Annotated in this window: 14 protein-coding genes; 5 read left to right on the forward strand and 9 right to left on the reverse strand. The window is 72.3% G+C overall.

Features of this window, described 5'->3' with window-relative positions:
• Positions 1-35 precede the first annotated feature (35 nt).
• Complete coding sequence (locus ACIG5E_RS18940) at positions 36-221, forward strand: hypothetical protein (RefSeq protein WP_396534607.1); 186 nt, start codon at positions 36-38, stop codon at positions 219-221.
• Positions 222-237: 16 nt separating this feature from the next.
• On the opposite strand, the gene ACIG5E_RS18945 is transcribed toward ACIG5E_RS18940, so the two are convergent.
• The 7 genes from ACIG5E_RS18945 to ACIG5E_RS18975 all read right to left on the reverse strand — a co-directional run bounded on the left by ACIG5E_RS18945 (position 238) and on the right by ACIG5E_RS18975 (position 8,442).
• Complete coding sequence (locus ACIG5E_RS18945; RefSeq protein WP_396534609.1) at positions 238-1,023, reverse strand: MerR family transcriptional regulator; 786 nt, start codon at positions 1,021-1,023, stop codon at positions 238-240.
• A 338-nt stretch (positions 1,024-1,361) separates the two neighbouring features.
• Complete coding sequence (locus ACIG5E_RS18950) at positions 1,362-1,820, reverse strand: hypothetical protein (RefSeq protein ID WP_396534611.1); 459 nt, start codon at positions 1,818-1,820, stop codon at positions 1,362-1,364.
• A gap of 134 nt (positions 1,821-1,954) precedes the next feature.
• Positions 1,955-3,838: a putative Ig domain-containing protein gene (locus ACIG5E_RS18955; RefSeq protein ID WP_396534613.1), complete on the reverse strand. Its 1,884-nt coding sequence runs from the start codon at positions 3,836-3,838 to the stop codon at positions 1,955-1,957.
• Between the two features lie 519 nt (positions 3,839-4,357).
• Entirely contained in the window at positions 4,358-5,170 is an 813-nt protein-coding gene (locus ACIG5E_RS18960) for an ABC transporter permease (RefSeq protein ID WP_396534615.1), read from the reverse strand.
• Positions 5,171-5,232: 62 nt separating this feature from the next.
• Positions 5,233-6,132 carry an ABC transporter permease gene (locus tag ACIG5E_RS18965; RefSeq protein WP_396534617.1) on the reverse strand — a complete coding sequence of 300 codons (900 nt, stop codon included), beginning with the start codon at positions 6,130-6,132 and terminating at the stop codon, positions 5,233-5,235.
• Positions 6,132-7,334, reverse strand: a complete 1,203-nt coding sequence (locus ACIG5E_RS18970; RefSeq protein WP_396534619.1) for an ABC transporter substrate-binding protein — start codon at positions 7,332-7,334, stop codon at positions 6,132-6,134. Before ACIG5E_RS18970 ends, ACIG5E_RS18965 begins: the two co-directional genes overlap by 1 nt.
• Before the next feature lie 37 nt (positions 7,335-7,371).
• Entirely contained in the window at positions 7,372-8,442 is a 1,071-nt protein-coding gene (locus ACIG5E_RS18975; RefSeq protein WP_396534621.1) for an ABC transporter ATP-binding protein, read from the reverse strand.
• A gap of 442 nt (positions 8,443-8,884) precedes the next feature.
• Between ACIG5E_RS18975 and ACIG5E_RS18980 the strand changes: the two genes are divergently transcribed.
• Positions 8,885-9,607: an ABC transporter ATP-binding protein gene (locus ACIG5E_RS18980; RefSeq protein ID WP_396534623.1), complete on the forward strand. Its 723-nt coding sequence runs from the start codon at positions 8,885-8,887 to the stop codon at positions 9,605-9,607.
• A complete protein-coding gene (locus ACIG5E_RS18985) occupies positions 9,601-12,057 on the forward strand; it encodes an FtsX-like permease family protein (RefSeq protein ID WP_396534625.1) in 2,457 nt (818 codons plus the stop codon). Before ACIG5E_RS18980 ends, ACIG5E_RS18985 begins: the two co-directional genes overlap by 7 nt.
• Positions 12,058-12,104: 47 nt before the next feature.
• On the opposite strand, the gene ACIG5E_RS18990 is transcribed toward ACIG5E_RS18985, so the two are convergent.
• Complete coding sequence (locus ACIG5E_RS18990) at positions 12,105-13,727, reverse strand: carbohydrate binding domain-containing protein (RefSeq protein ID WP_396534627.1); 1,623 nt, start codon at positions 13,725-13,727, stop codon at positions 12,105-12,107.
• Positions 13,728-14,036: 309 nt separating this feature from the next.
• Here ACIG5E_RS18990 and ACIG5E_RS18995 point away from each other — a divergent pair, with 309 nt between their 5' ends.
• Positions 14,037-14,723, forward strand: a complete 687-nt coding sequence (locus ACIG5E_RS18995) for a hypothetical protein (RefSeq protein ID WP_396534629.1) — start codon at positions 14,037-14,039, stop codon at positions 14,721-14,723.
• A 129-nt stretch (positions 14,724-14,852) separates the two neighbouring features.
• Here ACIG5E_RS18995 and ACIG5E_RS19000 read toward each other — a convergent pair whose 3' ends face one another.
• Positions 14,853-16,004: a citrate synthase/methylcitrate synthase gene (locus ACIG5E_RS19000; protein WP_396534631.1), complete on the reverse strand. Its 1,152-nt coding sequence runs from the start codon at positions 16,002-16,004 to the stop codon at positions 14,853-14,855.
• A 143-nt stretch (positions 16,005-16,147) separates the two neighbouring features.
• Between ACIG5E_RS19000 and ACIG5E_RS19005 the strand changes: the two genes are divergently transcribed.
• A complete protein-coding gene (locus ACIG5E_RS19005) occupies positions 16,148-17,428 on the forward strand; it encodes a citrate synthase (protein ID WP_396534633.1) in 1,281 nt (426 codons plus the stop codon).
• Positions 17,429-17,469 lie beyond the last annotated feature (41 nt).

Here is a 17,469-nt window from a genome sequence, read left to right on the forward strand (position 1 = left end):
CTCCTGGGGCCGGGCGGGCGGGGGCAGACACAGCCATGGCAGTCAGCTACACCGGAATGGTCCTCGTCGCGGGCGAGGGCCATGACGGCGGGCACGTCGCCTCCAGCGACGGCAACCTCACCGGCAGCGCCGTCCTCAATGCGGACTGCTACGCCGGCGAACGCCCCCCGCCTTCCACCAACTCGCCGTCCGCCAGCGGCAGCCAGCGGCCGGCCGTGTGAGGCCCGAGGCTCCGGTTCAGCGGCGTGGCAGGCGTGGGCCCGGCACACCGGAGGAGCGGAGGCGGGCCTCGGTCAGCGCGGTCAGCCGGGCCGAGACCGGCGCCTGCTCCTCCCGGTGCCGGTCGATCAGCCGGTACTGGGTGGCGGCCCTGCTCCAGGCCTCCAGGCTGCCGGGATCCCCCAGCAGCCCGGGGTTGGCGAGGTAGCGGTCGGCCATGGCGGTGGCGAGTTCCTCGATCCTCGGGTCGTCCGGATCCCAGTTCTCGGCCTCCCAGCCGCGCTTGGCCAGGGCGATGAACTCGGGGTCGTCGAGCTGGTGTTCCAGCTGGCTCAGGAAGCCGTCGAAGCCGTCCGGCACCAGCACCCGGGCCAGCACCAGCGCCTCGCGCTGCGCGGCGACGTAGTCCGGGTCGAAGCCGAGGACGGGCATCCGGTCGAGGATCGCGCAGGCGCGGTCGGGCAACAGGGCCCGGTCGCCCTCGGCGAGCCGGTGCAGCGTGTCGCGGCGCGCGGCCAGCTCTGCGATCCGTTCGGCCAGCCGCCGCTCGACGTCGGCGAGGGCGGCGGCGAACTGCTCGGCGTCGGCGTCGAGCAGGGGCCCGATCTCGGCGAGCGGCACCCCGGCGGTGGCCAGGGTCCGGACCTGCACCAGCCGCAGCAGCTCGTCCGAGCCGTACCGCCGGTAGCCGGAGCCGTCGCGCCGTGGTTCGTCGACCAAACCGTGCTCGTGGTAGTGCCGCACCGTCTTCACCGAGACGCCGAGGAATGCCGCCGCCTGGCCGATCGTGACTCCGCTCATCATCCGCTCAGCCTCTCGCAAGTTCTGGCCAGGCGGCCACCCGCTCCACGGCCGGGAGCCGCCCGGCCGTGCCGCCGACGGCGCCGGATCGGCCTACCCGCCGCAGAACACCTCGGCGCCGAGCCGCCGTTGGGCGTCGAACACCCCGAGGCCGTAGCCGACCCGGGCCTCCGGCGTGCATCTCGGTGTTGGAGTGGCTCCAGGACAGGGTGGTGGACATGGCGCTCCTGGAGTCCGTCGGGCCCGGATCGGCGTCCGGCTGCTGCGACGAACCTCCACCCTGTCCCAGGGGCGGGCTCAAGCGTGTTCCGGCTCACAGTCCGGAGCACCGCGGGTTGCTCTCAGCCCGTGACCTCGATCGTGACGTCGTAACTGCGCTGGTCCGGCGAGCAGTTGACGGCCTCGCCGCAGGAGGTGCGGGAGGCGGTGAGGTGCGCCGTGCCCGCCGTCCTGGCGGCGAAGGAGGTGGTGACGGTGCCGCAGCCGCCACCCGGGCGGCAGGAGGGGGACGGCGCGGTGGTCGGGGCGCCCGCCGGGGCGAGGACGTCGGTGGCTGAGCTGGTGGCGGCGGACCAGTACGTGCCGTGGAGCTGGACCGAGACGGTCGCGCCGACGGCGACCTTCAGGGTGGTGTGGTTGGCGTGTTCGTCGGCGGTCACGGCGGCCGGGGTGGTCACGGCCGTGGTGGTGGGCACCGGGGCGGACGCGGCCGTCGAGGCCCCCTTCGAGCCGCAGCCGGCCAGGGCCAGCAGGGCGGCGGCGCAGGTCAGGGCGAGGGCGGCAGGTCTTCTCAGATTCACGGTGGTTCCTTAGTGCAGGGGTGAAAGCGGTACCGGTTGGACGCACCGGAGGCCGGATCGGATCCCCCCGAAATCGAAGAAACACACCGGGGTGGGCGCGAGGCCCACCCCGGTGCGTCAAGGCGAGGCGATCGTCAGGAGACGGTCACGTCGTCGTAGTAGGTGTAGGTCGGGTCACCCGCGTAGTCGTCATCGTGGTTGCTCAGGGTGAGCGTGTACGAGTGACCGGGGGTGACGGTCGCGCTCTGGTTGGTCCAGGTCGCGGCGGAGGAGCAGGTCTTGGCGAGGACCGTCTTGGTCGTGCCGGTGGTGTTGTCCTTCAGGGTCGCGGTGGCCCAGTCGTAGGTCACGGTGTCCGGGCAGGTGTTGCTGTACCAGAAGGACAGCGTGCTGGAGCCGGTCGGCGCGGTGAAGGTCTGGGCGGCGGAGGAGTCGGTGCTCGGGCTGGTCGAGCCGAGCTGCAGGCCGTAGCTGCCGCTGTGGGCGGCCGCACCGAGGACGGAGGCGCCGCCGGTGGTGGTCCAGCCGGTCGCGTTGCCGTTCTCGAAGCCCCCGTTGGTGACGGCGTTGCCGCCGCCCGAGGTGGACGACTCGTTCCAGGTGAAGGTGGTGTTGCCCGCGGCGCCGGTGGAGTCGGTCGCGGTGACCGTCACGCTGGAGGTGCCGGCGGCGGTCGGCGTGCCGGAGATCAGACCGGTCGAGGAGTTGATCGACAGGCCGGCGGGCAGGCCGGTGGCCGAGTAGCTCAGGGTCTGGCCGGAGGCCGAGTCACTGGCGTGGATCTGCAGGCTGGCCGCGGTGCCGACGGTGCCGGACTGGTTGCCCGGGTTGGTGACGGTGACCGTGTTGCCGTGGGTCAGGATGGCGTGCGAGATCGCGCAGGAGTTGGTGTCGTTCGACCAGCTGGCCTGCTCGGCGAAGGTGCCGTAGGAGCCGAAGGAGATGTTCGCGGCGCCACCGGGCGAGCCCGGCTGGATCCAGGCGCACTCGTCGGAGTTCTCCTGGTTGAGGTACGAGCTGCCGGCCACGTGGTTGGTCCAGCCGCCCGCCGGGTTCTGGTCGGACATCATCTCGTGCCACTCGTGGCCGAGGGTCATCGTGTAACCGTCCAGCGTGCCGGGCGAGTTGACGAAGCCGACGCCGCAGGTGCTGCCCTGGTCGATGTTGTACGGCTGGTTGGAGAAGGCGATGTCGCCGTAGGGCGAGCTGGCCGCGCCGCCGTTGAGGGTGGTGTCGCCGTTCCAGTCGTGCCAGGCGCAGTACCCGGTGGTGGGGTTCTGGTAGTCGTCCGGGTTGGTGCCGTGCGGCGACATGATGATGTAGTACGCGTCGCGGTTCGCGGCGGCCGTGGTGTTGCCGAAGTGGCCGGCGGCCTTGACGGCCTCCTGGGCCAGCTGGTTGCCGGAGGCCTGGGCGGGCGAGGCGGCCCCGTTGTCGTACCAGACGCCGGACAGGACGCCGCCGCTCTGGTACGGGATGAAGTTGGCGTTGGACGGGCAGCTGACCGCGCCGGAGGCGACGTTGGGGCCATCACACCACTGGGTCAGGTCGGCCGACCAGGTCTCCCCGTTGGTGCCGATGCCCTTGAACATCTGCTGGGTGGCACCGGCGGCGCCGGCCGAGTCACCGGAGAACTTCGCGTTCCCGTTGGCGTCGGTGCTCTGGGTGCCCCACTGGGTGCCGTAGAAGACCAGGTAGACCTTGGAGTGGCCGCTCTGCACGCCGATGCCGTCGACGCCGCCGCCGTAGGACAGCGTCTCCTGGCCGGTGGCCGCCGCCTGGTTCTTGGCGGCGAGCCACTTCTTGTACTTCTCCTGCTGCTGCTTGCCCGGGACCGCGCCGTGGCGGTACGGGTGGCCGTTCTGCGGGCTCCAGGGGTTGAACTCGTTGCCGATGCTGCTGCCCGAGGAGCTGGAGATGTCCTGCGCGGCGGCCGGGCCGGCCGCGCCGGCCAGGCCGGCGGCGGCGAGGGCGAGGGACGCCATGCCGGTGAGCGCTGCGTACTTCGCGCGCCGCATTCTGCGGGAGTGACCCATGAGGTGAGGGGTGCCTCTCTCGTACCGATCGCCCGTTCGGCTGGGGGGCCGCGAACGATCCCTTTGTGGGGAAGGAGCAGACGGCGGATTCCGACCGAAGCCAAATCCGGTCGTTTCTTCCGGACAACCGGAATTGACTGTCTTTCGGTGGGGGCTGCCTGCTGGGCTGAAGGAAAGCAGAGTTGACGAACGCAGGTCAACGGTCAAGGGTAAGGAAACATTAAGAACGGCATCCGGGCAGGTGAAGCGCCTGATCCAGAGCCCCTCGGAAGGCCCCGGCATTCACTGAATACCGGTCAGAAGACTGTTTCCGCATTCAGTGAAACGTCGCAGTTTCAACATTTCTTCATGGGTGGAAACCGGTCGGTTCGACCACGACCCGGGCGGTGGACGGCCGTTGGCGCCGACGAGCTCTTCGGCCTGCTCCGCGCCGACCAGGCCCGGCGCATGCGGGCCCTGTTCCGCCGGCCTGCCGCAGCCCTCCGCTACAGCCGCCCGCTACTACAGCCGCCCGCCGGGGCTGTCCGCGGACAGCCGCTGGGCCAGGTACACCGGGACGACCGAGAGCAGCACCAGCACCGCGGCCACCACGTTGACCACCGGGGCCTGGTTGGGCCGCGCCAGGTTGGCGTAGATCCAGACCGGGAGGGTCTGGACGCCGGGACCGGCCGTGAAGGTGGTCACCACGATCTCGTCGAAGGACAGCGCGAAGGCCAGCAGACCGCCCGCCAGCAGCGCCGACCGGACGGCCGGGAAGGTGACGTACCGGAAGGTCTGGAAGGTGTGGGCGCCGAGGTCGGCCGAGGCCTCCTCGGCCGAGGGGGACATCCGGCGCAGCCTGGCGACGACGTTGTTGAAGACCACCACGATGCAGAAGGTGGCGTGCCCGATGACCACGGTGAGCAGGCCGAACCCGATGCCCGCCGGGCCGAGTACGGTCCGGAACGCGGCGTTCAGCGCGATGCCGGTGACGATGCCGGGCAGCGCGATCGGCAGGATCACCAGGAACGACACCGTCTGCCGCCCGAAGAAGCGGTAGCGCTGGACGGCGAAGGCGGTCATGGTGCCCAGCACCAGGGCCACCAGGGTGGCCCCCGCCCCGGCCCGCAGCGAGGTGACGACGGCGCTGCGGGCGCCCTCGGACTGCCAGGCCCGTACCCACCACTCGGTGGTCAGCCCGGTCGGCGGCCAGGCGAAGGAGCGGTCCCGGTTCAGCGAGTTGAGCAGGACCAGCAGCAGCGGCAGGTAGACCACGGCGAGGCCCGCGATCATGGCGGCGCGCAGCGCGATCCGGGTGCGGCGGGAGAGGATCACGGTGCCTCCTGGGCGTGTCTTGTGGGTTTTGTCGGATCAGGCAAGGACCCGCAAGACACGCCCTACAGGGACTCCAGGGCGCCGGTGCGGCGCACGGCGAGCAGGTAGCCGACGATCATCACCACCGGTACGCAGGACAGCGCGGCGGCCAGCGGCAGGTTGAGCGTCACGTTGTCGGCGATCGCGGTGCCCAGCACCTGGGTCTTCCCGCCGACGATCCGCACGGTGATGTAGTCGCCCAGGCTGAGCGAGAAGGTGAACACCGACCCGGCGAACACCGAGGGCAGGACCTGCGGGAGGACCACCGAGCGGAAGGTCCGGCCGGCGGAGGCGCCCAGGTCGGCCGAGGCGTCGAGCAGACTGGCCGGCAGGTTCTCCAGCCCCGCGTAGACCGGCAGGATCATGTAGGGCAGCCACAGGTAGGCGAGCACCACGATCACCGCCGTCGTGCCGTACCCGGGGCTGGAGAGCCCCAACGGGCCGGCCAGCCAGTCGAGTACGCCGCCCTGGCTGAAGATGACCCGCCAGGCGTAGGCCTTCACCAGGTAGCTGGCCCACAGCGGGGTCAGCACCGCGACCACCAGCAGCCTGCGGGTGCGCGGCCGGGCGACCCTGGCCATGTAGAAGGCCATCGGGAACGCCACCACGGCGTCGATCACCGTGACCGCGACGGCGATGCCCAGGGTGCGCAGGGCGATCGCCCGGTAGACCGGCTCGGTGAGGACGGTGGTGAAGTTGGCGGTGTTCCAGACCCGTTCGACGTCGTAGGTGAAGTCGTCGACCGCCCAGAAGGCCGACAGCAGCAGGACGGCGAGCGAGCCCAGGTAGGCGAGCACCAGCCAGGCCATCGGCGCCGACAGCAGCAGCGCCAGCCTCAGTCCGGCGTGCCGGTGCAGCACGGAGGCCGCCCGCCGTACGCCGCCCCGCCGAAGCGGCGGGGCGGCGGCGGTGTCGGTCGGCATCAGCCCTTGATCTCGGTCCAGGCCGCCGTCCAGGCGGCGTAGTCGGTGCAAGCCACCGTACGGCCGTCCAGGCAGCTCTTGACCGGGGTGGTCCAGTAGTGGACGTCCTTCCAGTAGGCCTCGTCGGCGGCGTGGAAGGTGTCGCAGAAGTTCTTGTCCGAGGTCTGGTCGCAGGCCTTGGCGTTGGCCGGGGCCTCGCCGAACCACTGGGCGACCTGGGCGTTGGCGGTCGGTGAGACGATCCAGTTCATCCACTGGTAGGCGCAGTTGGGGTGCGCGGCCTTCGCCGACACCATCCAGGTGTCCGACCAGCCGGTGGCGCCCTCCTTCGGCAGCACCGCCTTGACCGGCGCGTGGTCGGCCTGCGCCATGTTGGCGATCACCTGCCAGGTGGTGCCGACCACGGTGTCGCCGGTCTTGAAGGAGTTCTCCGACTTCTGGAAGTCGCTCCAGTACTCGCCGATCGCCTTGTGCTGGGTCTTCAACAGGTCGACTGCGGCCTTGAGTTGGGACTGGTCCAGGGCGTACGGGTTCTTGATGCCCAGCTCCGGCCTGGTCTTCATCAGGTACAGCGCGGCGTCGGCGATGTAGATCGGGGAGTCGTAGGCGGTGACGTGGCCGCTGTAGGGCGAGGCGCCGTCGAAGACCACGCTCCAGGAGTCCGGTGCCGGGGTGACCTTGTCGGTGCGGTACATCAGCAGGTTGGCGCCGCGGCCGTGCGGGATGCCGTACATCTGGCCGTTCACCGAGTTCCACGGCTGGTTCTTCAGGCCGTCGAAGACGTCGGCGTAGTTCTGGACCAGGGCGGTGTTGACAGGGGCGACGTCGCCGGCCGAGATCAGCCGCAGGGTCGCGTCGCCGGAGGCCGAGACGGCGTCGTACTGGCCGGTCTTCATCAGCGAGACCATCTCGTCCGAGGTGCCGGCGATCTTCGTGTTGACCTTGCAGCCGGTCTGCTGCTCGAAGGGGTGGACCCAGTCGACGGTCTTGTCGTCCGAGCCGTCCTCGGCGTAGCCGGCCCACGCGACCAGGTTCACCTGGCCCTCGCCGGGGCCCAGGGACTGGAGCATCGGTAGTTTCGGCGGGTTCAGGCCGCCGTGGCCGCTGGTCGTTCCGGCCGTGCCGCCGCTGCCGCACCCTGCGGCGAGCAGGACGGCGGCGGTGGCGGCGGCCGCGGTGCGGGCGATCCGGGAGATGCGCATGCGAGGTGTTCCGATCTTCGGGGAGAGGGTTTTCGGGCTACGAGCCGACGCGGACGGTGTGCTTGCGCTGCCAGGCCAGTACGACGTCCGTACCGCGATGGCGCAGGACGTCGGCCGAGTCCTCGTCGAGGTTCTGCCGGACGGCGGTCAGTCGCCCGCCGGCCTCCAGGTCCACCAGGAACCGGGTGTGGCCGCCCGCGTAGACGACCTCGGCGACCCGCCCGGTGGCCGACAGCTCGTCCGGCCCGGCGGGATCGTCCGGGTGCGCTATCCGGATCTTCTCCGGCCGGACGCTGAACAGCCCGGCCTCGCCCACGACCTGCTCGGCCGCCGCGCCGTCCAGCAGGTTGGAGGTGCCGACGAAACCGGCGACGAAGGCGGTGGCCGGGTGCTCGTACACCTCGGCGGGCGAGCCGACCTGCTCGATCCGGCCCGCGTTGAACACCGCCACCCGGTCGCTCATCGTCAGGGCCTCATCCTGGTCGTGGGTGACGAACACGAAGGTGATCCCGACCTCGCGCTGGATCCGCTTGAGCTCCGCCTGCATCTCGTGCCGCAGCTTCAGGTCGAGCGCGCCGAGCGGCTCGTCGAGCAGCAGCACCTTCGGCCGGTTCACCAGTGCCCGGGCCAGCGCCACCCGCTGGCGCTGGCCGCCGGAGAGCTGCGCCGGTCGGCGCCGCTCGAAGCCCTCCAGGCGGACCATGGCGAGCGCCGCACGCACCCGCTCCGCCCGTTCGGCCTTCGGCACCCGGCGGACCATCAGGCCGTAGCCGACGTTCTGTTCGATCGTCATGTGCGGGAACAGCGCGTAGTCCTGGAACACCGTGTTGACGTCCCGGTCGAAGGGCGGGAGGCCGGTGACATCGGCTCCGCCCAGCAGGATCCGGCCGGCGGTCGGCCGCTCGAAGCCCGCGATCATGCGCAGCACCGTGGTCTTCCCGGAGCCGGACGGCCCGAGCATCGCGAAGAACTCGCCCTCGCCGATCTCCAGGTCGACACCGTCGACCGCGCGGACCTGGCCGTCGAAGGTCTTCGCCAGCCCTTCGAGCCGGACGGCGCCGGAGGCCGGGTCCGGGCGGGGTGGGCGGTCGTCGCTCGTCAACTCCATTGGGCCCTTCTGCTCGGTGTCGGACGGGACGTACGGCTCGGTCGTCCCGGTCGGGTCGCTGGGAACCCTAGGGAGAAATCCGTTCCTTGAGAGATCGGTAAACCTCAGGGGATTCGCCCAGCCCTCTGGCCGCCTTTCCGGACCGGGAAACGGCTGTCCCGCAACACGATTGACCGCTCTTCCCCGAATCGCCTCAGGGGTCCATCAGGGTCAAGCTCAGGGTCGGCTCCGGAGGCGCCGACCGGGTGCCGGGCCCTAACTTCGGTGCGGCGGGTGACGAACGTCCCCGACCAGCGTCCGACCGGCGTCCCCCGACCGACTCCCCCAGCGAAAAGGCGTGCGCGTGTTCCGCAACAAGGCTCTACCGGCACGGGCTCCGCGCCCGGCCTCCATCGGCACGGCGAGCGGGGGCGGGCGGGGCGACGTCGTCCGCCTGACCGGTGTGCGCAAGACATACCGCCGCGGCGAGCACCGGGTGCGGGCGCTCGACGGGATCGATGCCGCCTTCGCCGCGGGCACCTTCACCGCCATCATGGGCCCCTCGGGTTCGGGCAAGTCGACGCTGCTGCAGTGCGCGGCCGGGCTGGACCGGATCGACGCGGGCGAGATCCTGCTCGACGGCGCGCCGCTGCACGGGCTGTCCGAGCGCGCGCTGACCGAGCTGCGCCGCGAGCAGATGGGCTTCGTCTTCCAGTCCTTCAACCTGATCCCGGCGCTGACGGCCCGCCAGAACGTCGAGCTGCCGCTGCGGCTGGCCGGGCGGCCCCTCGACCCGGCGGCGATCGACCGGGGGCTGGCCGAGGTCGGCCTCGCCGAGCGCGGCGAGCACCGGCCCGCCGAGCTCTCCGGCGGGCAGCAGCAGCGGGTCGCCCTCGCGCGGGCACTGGCCACCGGGCCCACGGTGCTGTTCGCGGACGAGCCGACCGGCGCTCTGGACTCGACCACCGCCCGGGAGGTCCTGGCACTGCTGCGCGGGATCGTCGAGCAGCACGGGCAGACGGTGATCATGGTGACCCACGACCCGATGGCGGCCTCCTACGCGCAGCGGGTGGTGTTCCTCGCCGACGGCAGGGTCACCGGCGAGCTGGTCGGGCCGACGGCCGAGACCGTGGCGCTGCGGATGGCCGCGCTGGAGCCCGGAGCGAACAGGACGGCGCCGTGCTGAGGATCGCCGTCGCCACCCTGCGCCACCGCCTGACCGGCTTCCTGGGCGCCTTCCTCGCCCTCGCGCTCGGCACCACGATGGTCGGCATGATGGCGCTGACCCTGGCGGCCACCTTCGGCACGCCGCACCCGGGGCCGCAGCGGTTCGGGGCGGCCCGGGTGGTGGTCGCGCCGCTGGGCTTCGAGGGGAGCCCGATGAAGGCCCCGGCGGTGCTGCCGTCCGAGGTCGTGTCGAAGGTGACCGCGGCCGGGAACGCCACTGCCGACCGCAGCTTCCCGGTCCGGCTGAGCCCCGGATCCCCGGGGACGACCGGCCACCCCTGGTCCTCGGCCGCCTTCGCCGGCTACCGCCTGACCGCCGGACGGGCACCGCAGGCCGCGGACGAGATCGCCGTCGGCGGTGGTGACCGCTCGCTGATCGGGCGCCAGGCCGAGGCCGTCACCGCCGACGGCGCCGCCCGCTACCGGGTGGTGGGGGTGACCGACGCGCGCTGGTTCGAGGACGCGGTGTTCTTCAGCGATACCGAGGCGCAGCGCCTCTCCCCCGGCGTCAACGCCCTGGTCACGGACCGGAATCCGGGAGAGCTGGCCGCCCTCGTGGCCGGCCGGGCCGCCGTCCTCACCGGCCAGGACCTCACCCGGATCGACCCCGACTCCACCGGCGGCGCCCAGGCCCTGGCCAACGCCCAGGCGATGGCGGGCAGTACGACCGGGCTCGCGGTGGGCGTGGCGGTGTTCGTCGTCATCGCGACCTTCGCCTTCGCGACCGAGCAGCGCCGCCGCGAACTGGCGCTGCTGCGGCTGGTGGGCGCGGCCCCCGGGCAGGTGCGGCGGATGGTGCTCGGCGAGGCGCTGCTGATCGGCCTGGCGGCCGCGGTCGTCGGCTGCCTGCTCGCCCCGCTGGGCACCCTGCCGCTGCACTCCTGGATGCTCCGGCACCACGTGGCCCCCGCCTGGTTCGGCATCCCGCTCAACCCGCTGCCGCTGCTGGTCGCCTTCGTCGTCGGCGTGGCCGCGGCGCTGGCCGGCTCGGCCGCCACCCTGGTCCGGGTCTCGCTGATCCGGCCGGTGGAGGTGCTGCGGGAGAGCGCGGTGGAGCGCCGCGGGATGACGCCGGTCCGCTGGCTGCTGGGCGCCGGGATGCTGATCGGCGCGGTCGTCGCGGGGGTCGTCATCGCCCGGACCGAGCCGTACCTGGCGGCCAGCGCCCGCAAGTACGAGGCCGTCCCGCTCCTCTACGTCGGCGCGGTCGCCCTGCTGGCGCCGATCCTGCTGCGGCCGGTCACCCGGCTGCTGACCCGCCCGCTGCGCGGCTCGGCCAAGGCGGGCCCTCTGCTGGTGCGGGAGAACATCCTCACCTCCCGGCGGCGCACGGCCGCCACGGTGGCGCCGATCGTGGTGGCGGTCGGGCTGGTCGGCACCCTGCTGACGATGCAGGAGTCCGGTGACGCCTCGGTGCTCGCCCGTCAGCGGCTGGAGGTGCACGCGGCGGGCGTGGTCGTCCCCGGCGGCCCGGGGATCGACGCCCGGACGATGCAGCGGCTGGCGGCGGTACCCGGGGTCGCGGTCACGCCGGTCACCACGATGAACATCCGGATCGGCACCGCGGCCGGCGAGCAGATCGACTCGCTGACCACCAACGCGGTGCCCGCGGCGGCGCTGGGCGGCACCGTCACACCGCCGGTGGTCTCCGGCTCGCTCGTCTCCCCGCCGGAGAACTTCCTGGTCATCGACGAGCACGCGGCGCAGTCCGACGGTCTCTCGGCCGGGGACCGGGTGGTCGCCCTGCTGCCGACCGGCGCCCGGGTCCCCACCGTCATCGCGGCGGTGGTCGCCCGCGGCCTGAACGGCGACGACACCTACCTGTCCGCGGCGCTGACCGGCGCGCTGATGCCCACCCGGGTCTACCTCGACTCCCGGACGGCGCCGGGCCGGCCGCTCGACGCCGACCAGACGGCCGCGGTGACCAGGGCCCTGGACGGCTCCGGCGCGCACGTGCTGACCTACGACGCCTACCTGGAGGGCCAACGCGCCCACGCCGCCGAGCAGACGGACAGCGCCGCGGTGGTCATCCTGGGGATCGCCCTGGCGTACTCGCTGATCGCGGTCGCCAACACCCTGGTCATGGCGATGGCAGGCCGGCGACGGGAGTTCGCCCTGCTCGGTCTGGCCGGCGCGGTGCGCGGCCAGATCGTGAAGGTGGCCGCGGCCGAGTCCGCCGTGGCGATGGTCGTCGGCACCGTCCTCGCCGCCCTCGCGACCGGACTCGCCGCGCTGACCCAACACGCCTCCCTGGACCGGCTGGTGGCAGGCGCACCGACGGTGGTCCCCTGGCCGCAGATCCTGGCGACCGTCGCCCTCTGCGCCCTCGTCACCATGGCCACCGCCTCCGGCGCGACCGGCCGGGAGACCCGCCACCGCGCGATCGAGACCGCGGGCGTCCGCGAATAGGAGGGCACGGGCGCGGGCCGCCTGCACGGCATCCGCGCCCGGCGGGCTCAACGACCTTGCAGGGACTTGACGTTGTCGCCGAAGGTCCAGCCCTTCGAGCCGTCCCAGTTGAGCGACCAGGTCATCAGTCCCTTCAGCGCACCGCCGAAGGCGCTCCACGACTGGCCGACCGGTCCCGGGTCCAGGTAGCCGCCGCCCGCGCCGGGTTGAGCCGGCAGGCCGGGCACCTGCTTGTCGTAGGGCACGGTGATGGTGGTGCCCTGGATAGTCAGGCCGTTGTTCAGGCAGGTGGTCTGCGCGGTGAAGCCCTGCACGGTGCCGGCCTGGTACGAGTCGCCGGAGCAGCCGTACATGCTGCCGTTGTAGTACTGCATGTTCAGCCACCACAGCTGCCCGTTGTCGACGTACTTCTTGATGATCGGCAGGTAGGCACCCCAGATCGAGCCGTAGGTGACGCTCCCGCCGGTGACGTACGCGGTCTCGGGGGCCATGGTCAGACCGAAGCCCGCGGGCATCTGGGCCAGCACGCCGTCGATGATGCGGATCAGGTTGGCCTGGGAGGCGGACAGCGAGTTGATGCTGCCGCTCCCGGACAGGCCGGTCTCGATGTCGATGTCGATCCCGTCGAAGTTGTACTTCTTGAGGATCGGGACGACGGTCGCCACGAACCTGTCGGCGACGGTGCTGGAGCTCAGGTCGATGCCCGCGGCGGCGCCGCCGATCGACATCAGGATCGTCGCGCCGGCGGCCTTGGCCTGGCACATCTCGGCGGGGGTCGACACCTTGACGTTGGTGTCCATGCCGTCCTGCCACTGGACGGTGCCGTCCGAGAGGATCACCGGGAAGGCCGCGTTGATGACGTTGTAGCCGTGCGCGGCGATCCGACTGTCCGTGATGGGGACCCAGCCCATGCCCGGGTGGACGCCGTTCGCGGCGCCGTCCCAGTTCTCCCAGTAGCCCTGGAGGACCTTGCCGGACGGCTTGGGCTTGGTGGGGCAGGTGTCACCACCCGGCGGGGTGGTGGGCGGGGGCGTGGTCGGCGTGGTGGTGGGCGGAGTGGTCGGCAGAGTGGAGCTGCTGCCGCTTGGGCCGGTGAGCGACACGTCGTCCGCGTAGTACGCGGGCTGCCCGTACCAGCCGTGCAGGTAGACGGTCACCGAGGTGGTGGCGGGGCCGGTGGTGAAGCCGACGCTGAGCTGCCCGTACGAGGAGTTGCTCGCCGTCCAGGTGGACGGGTCGCTGCCGGCCCCGGTACCGGTGGCGCCCAGGTAGACATAGCTGCCCTGGACGTAGGCGCTCAGCGTGTACTGGGAGTTGGGCTGCACGCTGACGGTCTGGCTGCACTGGGCGGTGTCCTGGCCGCTCGGCGTGGCCTGGAGCGCGGCGACGTCGGAGTGGACCGGGCTGCCGACGACCGCTCCGGCGCCGCTGGAGCAGGTCCAGCCGGAGAGTCCGTTCTCGAAGCCGGGGTTGACCACCAGGTTGGTGGTGGCGGCCCCGGCGGTGACGGAGCCGACCGCGGCGATGCCGGCACCGATGACGGCGGCGGCGCTCACCCCGGCGAGGGAGCGCATCAGGACGCTCGCCCCCTGCTCGGGGCGGCCCGGATCCGGACAGCGGTGGAAACCACCCGACGACGCGCCCGGGGTACGCGACCTCCGACGGAACATGCTGTGCTCCCTTCCCGCCGGGCGCCATGGGGATGACCGGCGCGTGGGGGCGTGCCGCGCCCGGCTGTGGGTGAGGTGGGGACATGTGGGGCTGTGCCGGACCGGATCGTAGGAGGGGAGGCGGAGCCGGTCAATAGGTCTGGACCAATTAGGTCTGGACCAATTTTGCCAATGGCGACGCACTCGGATCTCGCTGGCCGGCGGCCGGGGCGTCACCACCGCGCGCCGGGTCCGCTGACTCCCTGCGAACGCCCTCCGTACGATGGCGCGGCCGGGATACCCGCGGACACGTCATGGCCCCTACTGCCGGTGCTGCAGGTGTACGCGCGTGACGTGCCCTGGTACGACGGGTTCCCGGCGGGCACGGACATCCTCCAGATCCTGTGGTGCCCGTTCCAGCACTCCTACGACAGCCCGACCGCGCCCTACAACGGCATCGCCGGCCCGTGGGTCCAGGTCCGCCACCGCCGCAGCGGCGACCTCGGAGAGCGTCACCTCACCCCGCCGGAGCCACTCGCCATCGGCGCGCCCGGCTACCTGCCCACCCCGTGCCTGCTGCGGCCCGAACCGGTGACCGAGTACCCGCACCCGGGCGCCCTGGGTGAGGAGTTCGAAGCCGGGGTCGAGGAGTGGGAGATGGCGACCTTCCCCGACCCCGACTACCCCGACGAGTGGGAGCCCCGCTACTCCTGGGACCTCTCGACCGCCCCGGGCTGGAAACTCGGGGGCCATGAACCCTGGAACTACCAGGGCTACCACGGCCCGGTCCGGTGCGGCACCTGCGGCAGCGCAATGCACTTCCTGGCCGCGATCGCCAGCACCGAATGGGGCGGCGGCACGGAGAGCTGGGCGCCCGTCGACTCCCCCGACGGGGGCCCGGGCGATCGGCGACGGCACCAGGAACCGACCGACGTCGCCCTCGGCCGACGGGAGACCCTGCGCATCTTCACCTGCCCCTGGTCCCCGGACCACCCGGTCATCAGCGACCTGATCTAGAGCAAGCCGGTAGCGGGCCAGCGCCCGAGAAGTCGGCCCACCCGACTTCTCGGGCACCCGCTGCATGCGGACGCCCGGTCAGTCGCGGCTCTTCAGCTGGCCACCGTGCGTGCCGCGCGGGCGGGTTGCTCAGGGCATCGGCAGCGGCGCCGGGGCCGATGGGCCGGTGTAGCGGGCCGACGGGCGGATGATCTTGGAGTCGGCGGCCTGTTCCAGGATGTTGGCGCTCCAGCCGATCGCCCGGCCCGCGGCGAAGGTGGGGGTGAACATCTCCCGGGGCAGGCCGCACAGGTGCATCACCACGCCCGCGTAGAACTCCACGTTGGTGTGGAGTTCGCGCCCCGGCTTCAGCTCCGCCAGGATCGCCTCGACCTTGGCCTCGACCTGGACGGCGAGGTCGACCAGCTCGCCGCCGAAGGACCGCGCGACCCCGCGCAGCATCCGGGAGCGCGGGTCCTCGGTGCGGTAGACGGCGTGACCGAAGCCCATGATCCGGTCGCCCGCCAGCACGTGCTCGCGGATCCAGCCGTCGATCCGCTCCGGGGTGCCGATCGCGTCCAGGGTGTCCAGCGCCCGGCTGGGCGCGCCGCCGTGCAGCGGTCCGGAGAGCGCGCCGAGTCCGCCGACCAGGCAGGCCACCAGGTCGGCCCCGGTGGAGGCGATCACCCGGGCGGTGAAGGTGGAGGCGTTGAAGCCGTGGTCGACGGTGGAGATCAGGTACTGCTCGATCGCCCGGGCCTTGGCCGGCTCGGGCTCCTCGCCGGTCAGCATGTAGAGGTAGTTGGCGGCGTAGCCGAGGTCCTCGCGCGGCTCTATCGGCTGCTCGCCGTTCTGCAGCCGGTGCAGCGCGGTGAGGATGGTGGGCACCAGCGCGGTGGCGAACAGGGCGTCCTCGACGCGCTGTTCGGGCGCGGTGTCGTAGAGCGGCCGGATGCCACGGTCGGCGGCGGCGATCGAGAGCGCGGCGCCCAGGGCGGCGAGCGGGCCGCCGTGCGCAGTGCTCGCCGCGAGGGCGGGCAGCAGCGGGCGCAGCGCGTCGGGCAGTCGGCGCAGCGGTGCGGTACGGGCCAGGAAGGCGGCGCGGCGGGCCGGGTCGGGGAGCTCGCCGAGCAGCATCAGGTGCCAGACGTCCTCCAGGGTGCGCTGTTCGGCGAGGTCGATCGCCGAGTACTGGCGGTAGTGGTAGAAGCCCTCCAGCCCGCGGACGTCGCTGAGTTCGGTCTCGGTGACCACGACGCCCTTGAGGCCGCGCGGAACCTCGATCTCGGTGGTGTTCGGCATGGCGGCAGTCCTCCTGAGGGGTTCTTGTTCCCGTTGACGTTCTGTACTCTCCGATCATTGATCCATGTTGTCAATGTTGATTGAAATCAATGTGGAATACTGTCGATCACCATCAAGACGCGGCACGAGGACGAGGGCAGACCATGGCCGAACGCTTGACCACCCAGCAGGTCGCCGAGCAGCTCGGGGTCAAGGTGGAGACGGTGTACGCCTACGCCAGCCGCGGCCAGCTCAGCAGCGAGCGGGCCCCGGGCGGCAAGGGCAGCACCTTCGACGCCCGCGAGGTGGCCGAACTGGCCGCCCGCGGCCGCCGCGCCCCGCTGCGCCCACCGGCCGGCGAACCGTCGGCCGCCGAACCATGGCCCGGCGGACCGGTCACGGTGCGGACCGAGCTGACCCTGATCGAGAACGGCCGGCTCTACTACCGCGGCCGGGACGCCGTCCGGCTCGCCGCCGAGCACGGCTTCGAGGCCGCGGTCGCTTGGCTCTGGGGGCTGGGCACCGACGCCCCCGTCGCGCTGCGGGTGCCGCCCGCCACCGCCGAAGCCCTCACCCGGGCCGCCGCCGCACTGCCCGAAGGGATCCGGCTGCCCGACCGACTGCGGATCTCCGCCACCGTCGCCGCCGCGCTCGACCCGCTCCGCTTCGACCTGCGCGAACAGACCGTACTGGCGGCCGGGGCGGCACTGATCGCCGGAATGGTCGAGGCCCTGCCCCGCACCGCACCCGACCCCGGGCCCGAGGCCACACTCGCGGCGCGGCTGTGGAGCCGGCTCGCCACCACCGCGCCCACGCCCGAGGCACTGGCCTGCCTGGACCGCGCCCTGGTGCTGCTCATCGACCACGAGCTGGCGGTCTCCACGGTGGCGGCCCGGGTCGCGGCCTCGGCGCGGGCCCATCCGTACGCGGTGGTCTCCGCCGGGCTCGGCGCCACCGACGGCCCGCTGCACGGCGCGGCCAGCCCGCTGGCGCACCGGATGCTCGCGGAGGTGCTGGCCGACGGCGCCGTACCGGTGGTCTCCGACTACCTGCGCACCGGCCGGGCGATCCCCGGCCTCGGCCACCGGCTCTACCCGGAGGGCGACCCCCGGGCCGTCGCACTGCTCGACACGGTCGGGCGGCTCGACGGCGGCGCGGCCGTGGTGACGGCGGTCGCCGAGGTCGAAACGGCGGCAGGCCCGGCCGGGCGAGCGGCCCTGCGGGCCAACATCGACCTGGCCCTGGCCGCCATGGCCCTGGCCGCCGGACTGCCGGCCGAGGCCGGCGAGGTGGTCTTCGCAGTGGCCCGCACCCCGGGGTGGCTGGCCCACGCCGTGGAGGAGTACCGCGAGGAGCCGCTGCGGATGCGGGCCCGCGGCAGCTACACCGGGCCGCGCCCGCAAGAGCGCCCGACGGATCCGCGATCCGGCCCGGAGCAGATCTGACGCGGCGTCACCGCGAGCCGCGCGGGCGGCGTAACGCCCAC

Origin of the sequence: Kitasatospora sp. NPDC053057, from assembly GCF_044546945.1 — a bacterium.
GTDB lineage: Bacteria > Actinomycetota > Actinomycetes > Streptomycetales > Streptomycetaceae > Kitasatospora.

What these genes read in the sequence shown, in the direction of transcription:
- ACIG5E_RS18940 (WP_396534607.1), top strand. Translation starts at nt 36, where the DNA reads ATGGCAGTCAGCTACACCGGAATGGTCCTCGTCGCGGGCGAGGGCCAT.
- ACIG5E_RS18945 (WP_396534609.1), bottom strand. Translation starts at nt 1,023, where the DNA reads ATGATGAGCGGAGTCACGATCGGCCAGGCGGCGGCATTCCTCGGCGTC.
- ACIG5E_RS18955 (WP_396534613.1), bottom strand. Translation starts at nt 3,838, where the DNA reads ATGCGGCGCGCGAAGTACGCAGCGCTCACCGGCATGGCGTCCCTCGCC.
- ACIG5E_RS18965 (WP_396534617.1), bottom strand. Translation starts at nt 6,132, where the DNA reads ATGCCGACCGACACCGCCGCCGCCCCGCCGCTTCGGCGGGGCGGCGTA.
- ACIG5E_RS18970 (WP_396534619.1), bottom strand. Translation starts at nt 7,334, where the DNA reads ATGCGCATCTCCCGGATCGCCCGCACCGCGGCCGCCGCCACCGCCGCC.
- ACIG5E_RS18975 (WP_396534621.1), bottom strand. Translation starts at nt 8,442, where the DNA reads ATGGAGTTGACGAGCGACGACCGCCCACCCCGCCCGGACCCGGCCTCC.
- ACIG5E_RS18990 (WP_396534627.1), bottom strand. Translation starts at nt 13,727, where the DNA reads ATGTTCCGTCGGAGGTCGCGTACCCCGGGCGCGTCGTCGGGTGGTTTC.
- ACIG5E_RS19000 (WP_396534631.1), bottom strand. Translation starts at nt 16,004, where the DNA reads ATGCCGAACACCACCGAGATCGAGGTTCCGCGCGGCCTCAAGGGCGTC.
- ACIG5E_RS19005 (WP_396534633.1), top strand. Translation starts at nt 16,148, where the DNA reads ATGGCCGAACGCTTGACCACCCAGCAGGTCGCCGAGCAGCTCGGGGTC.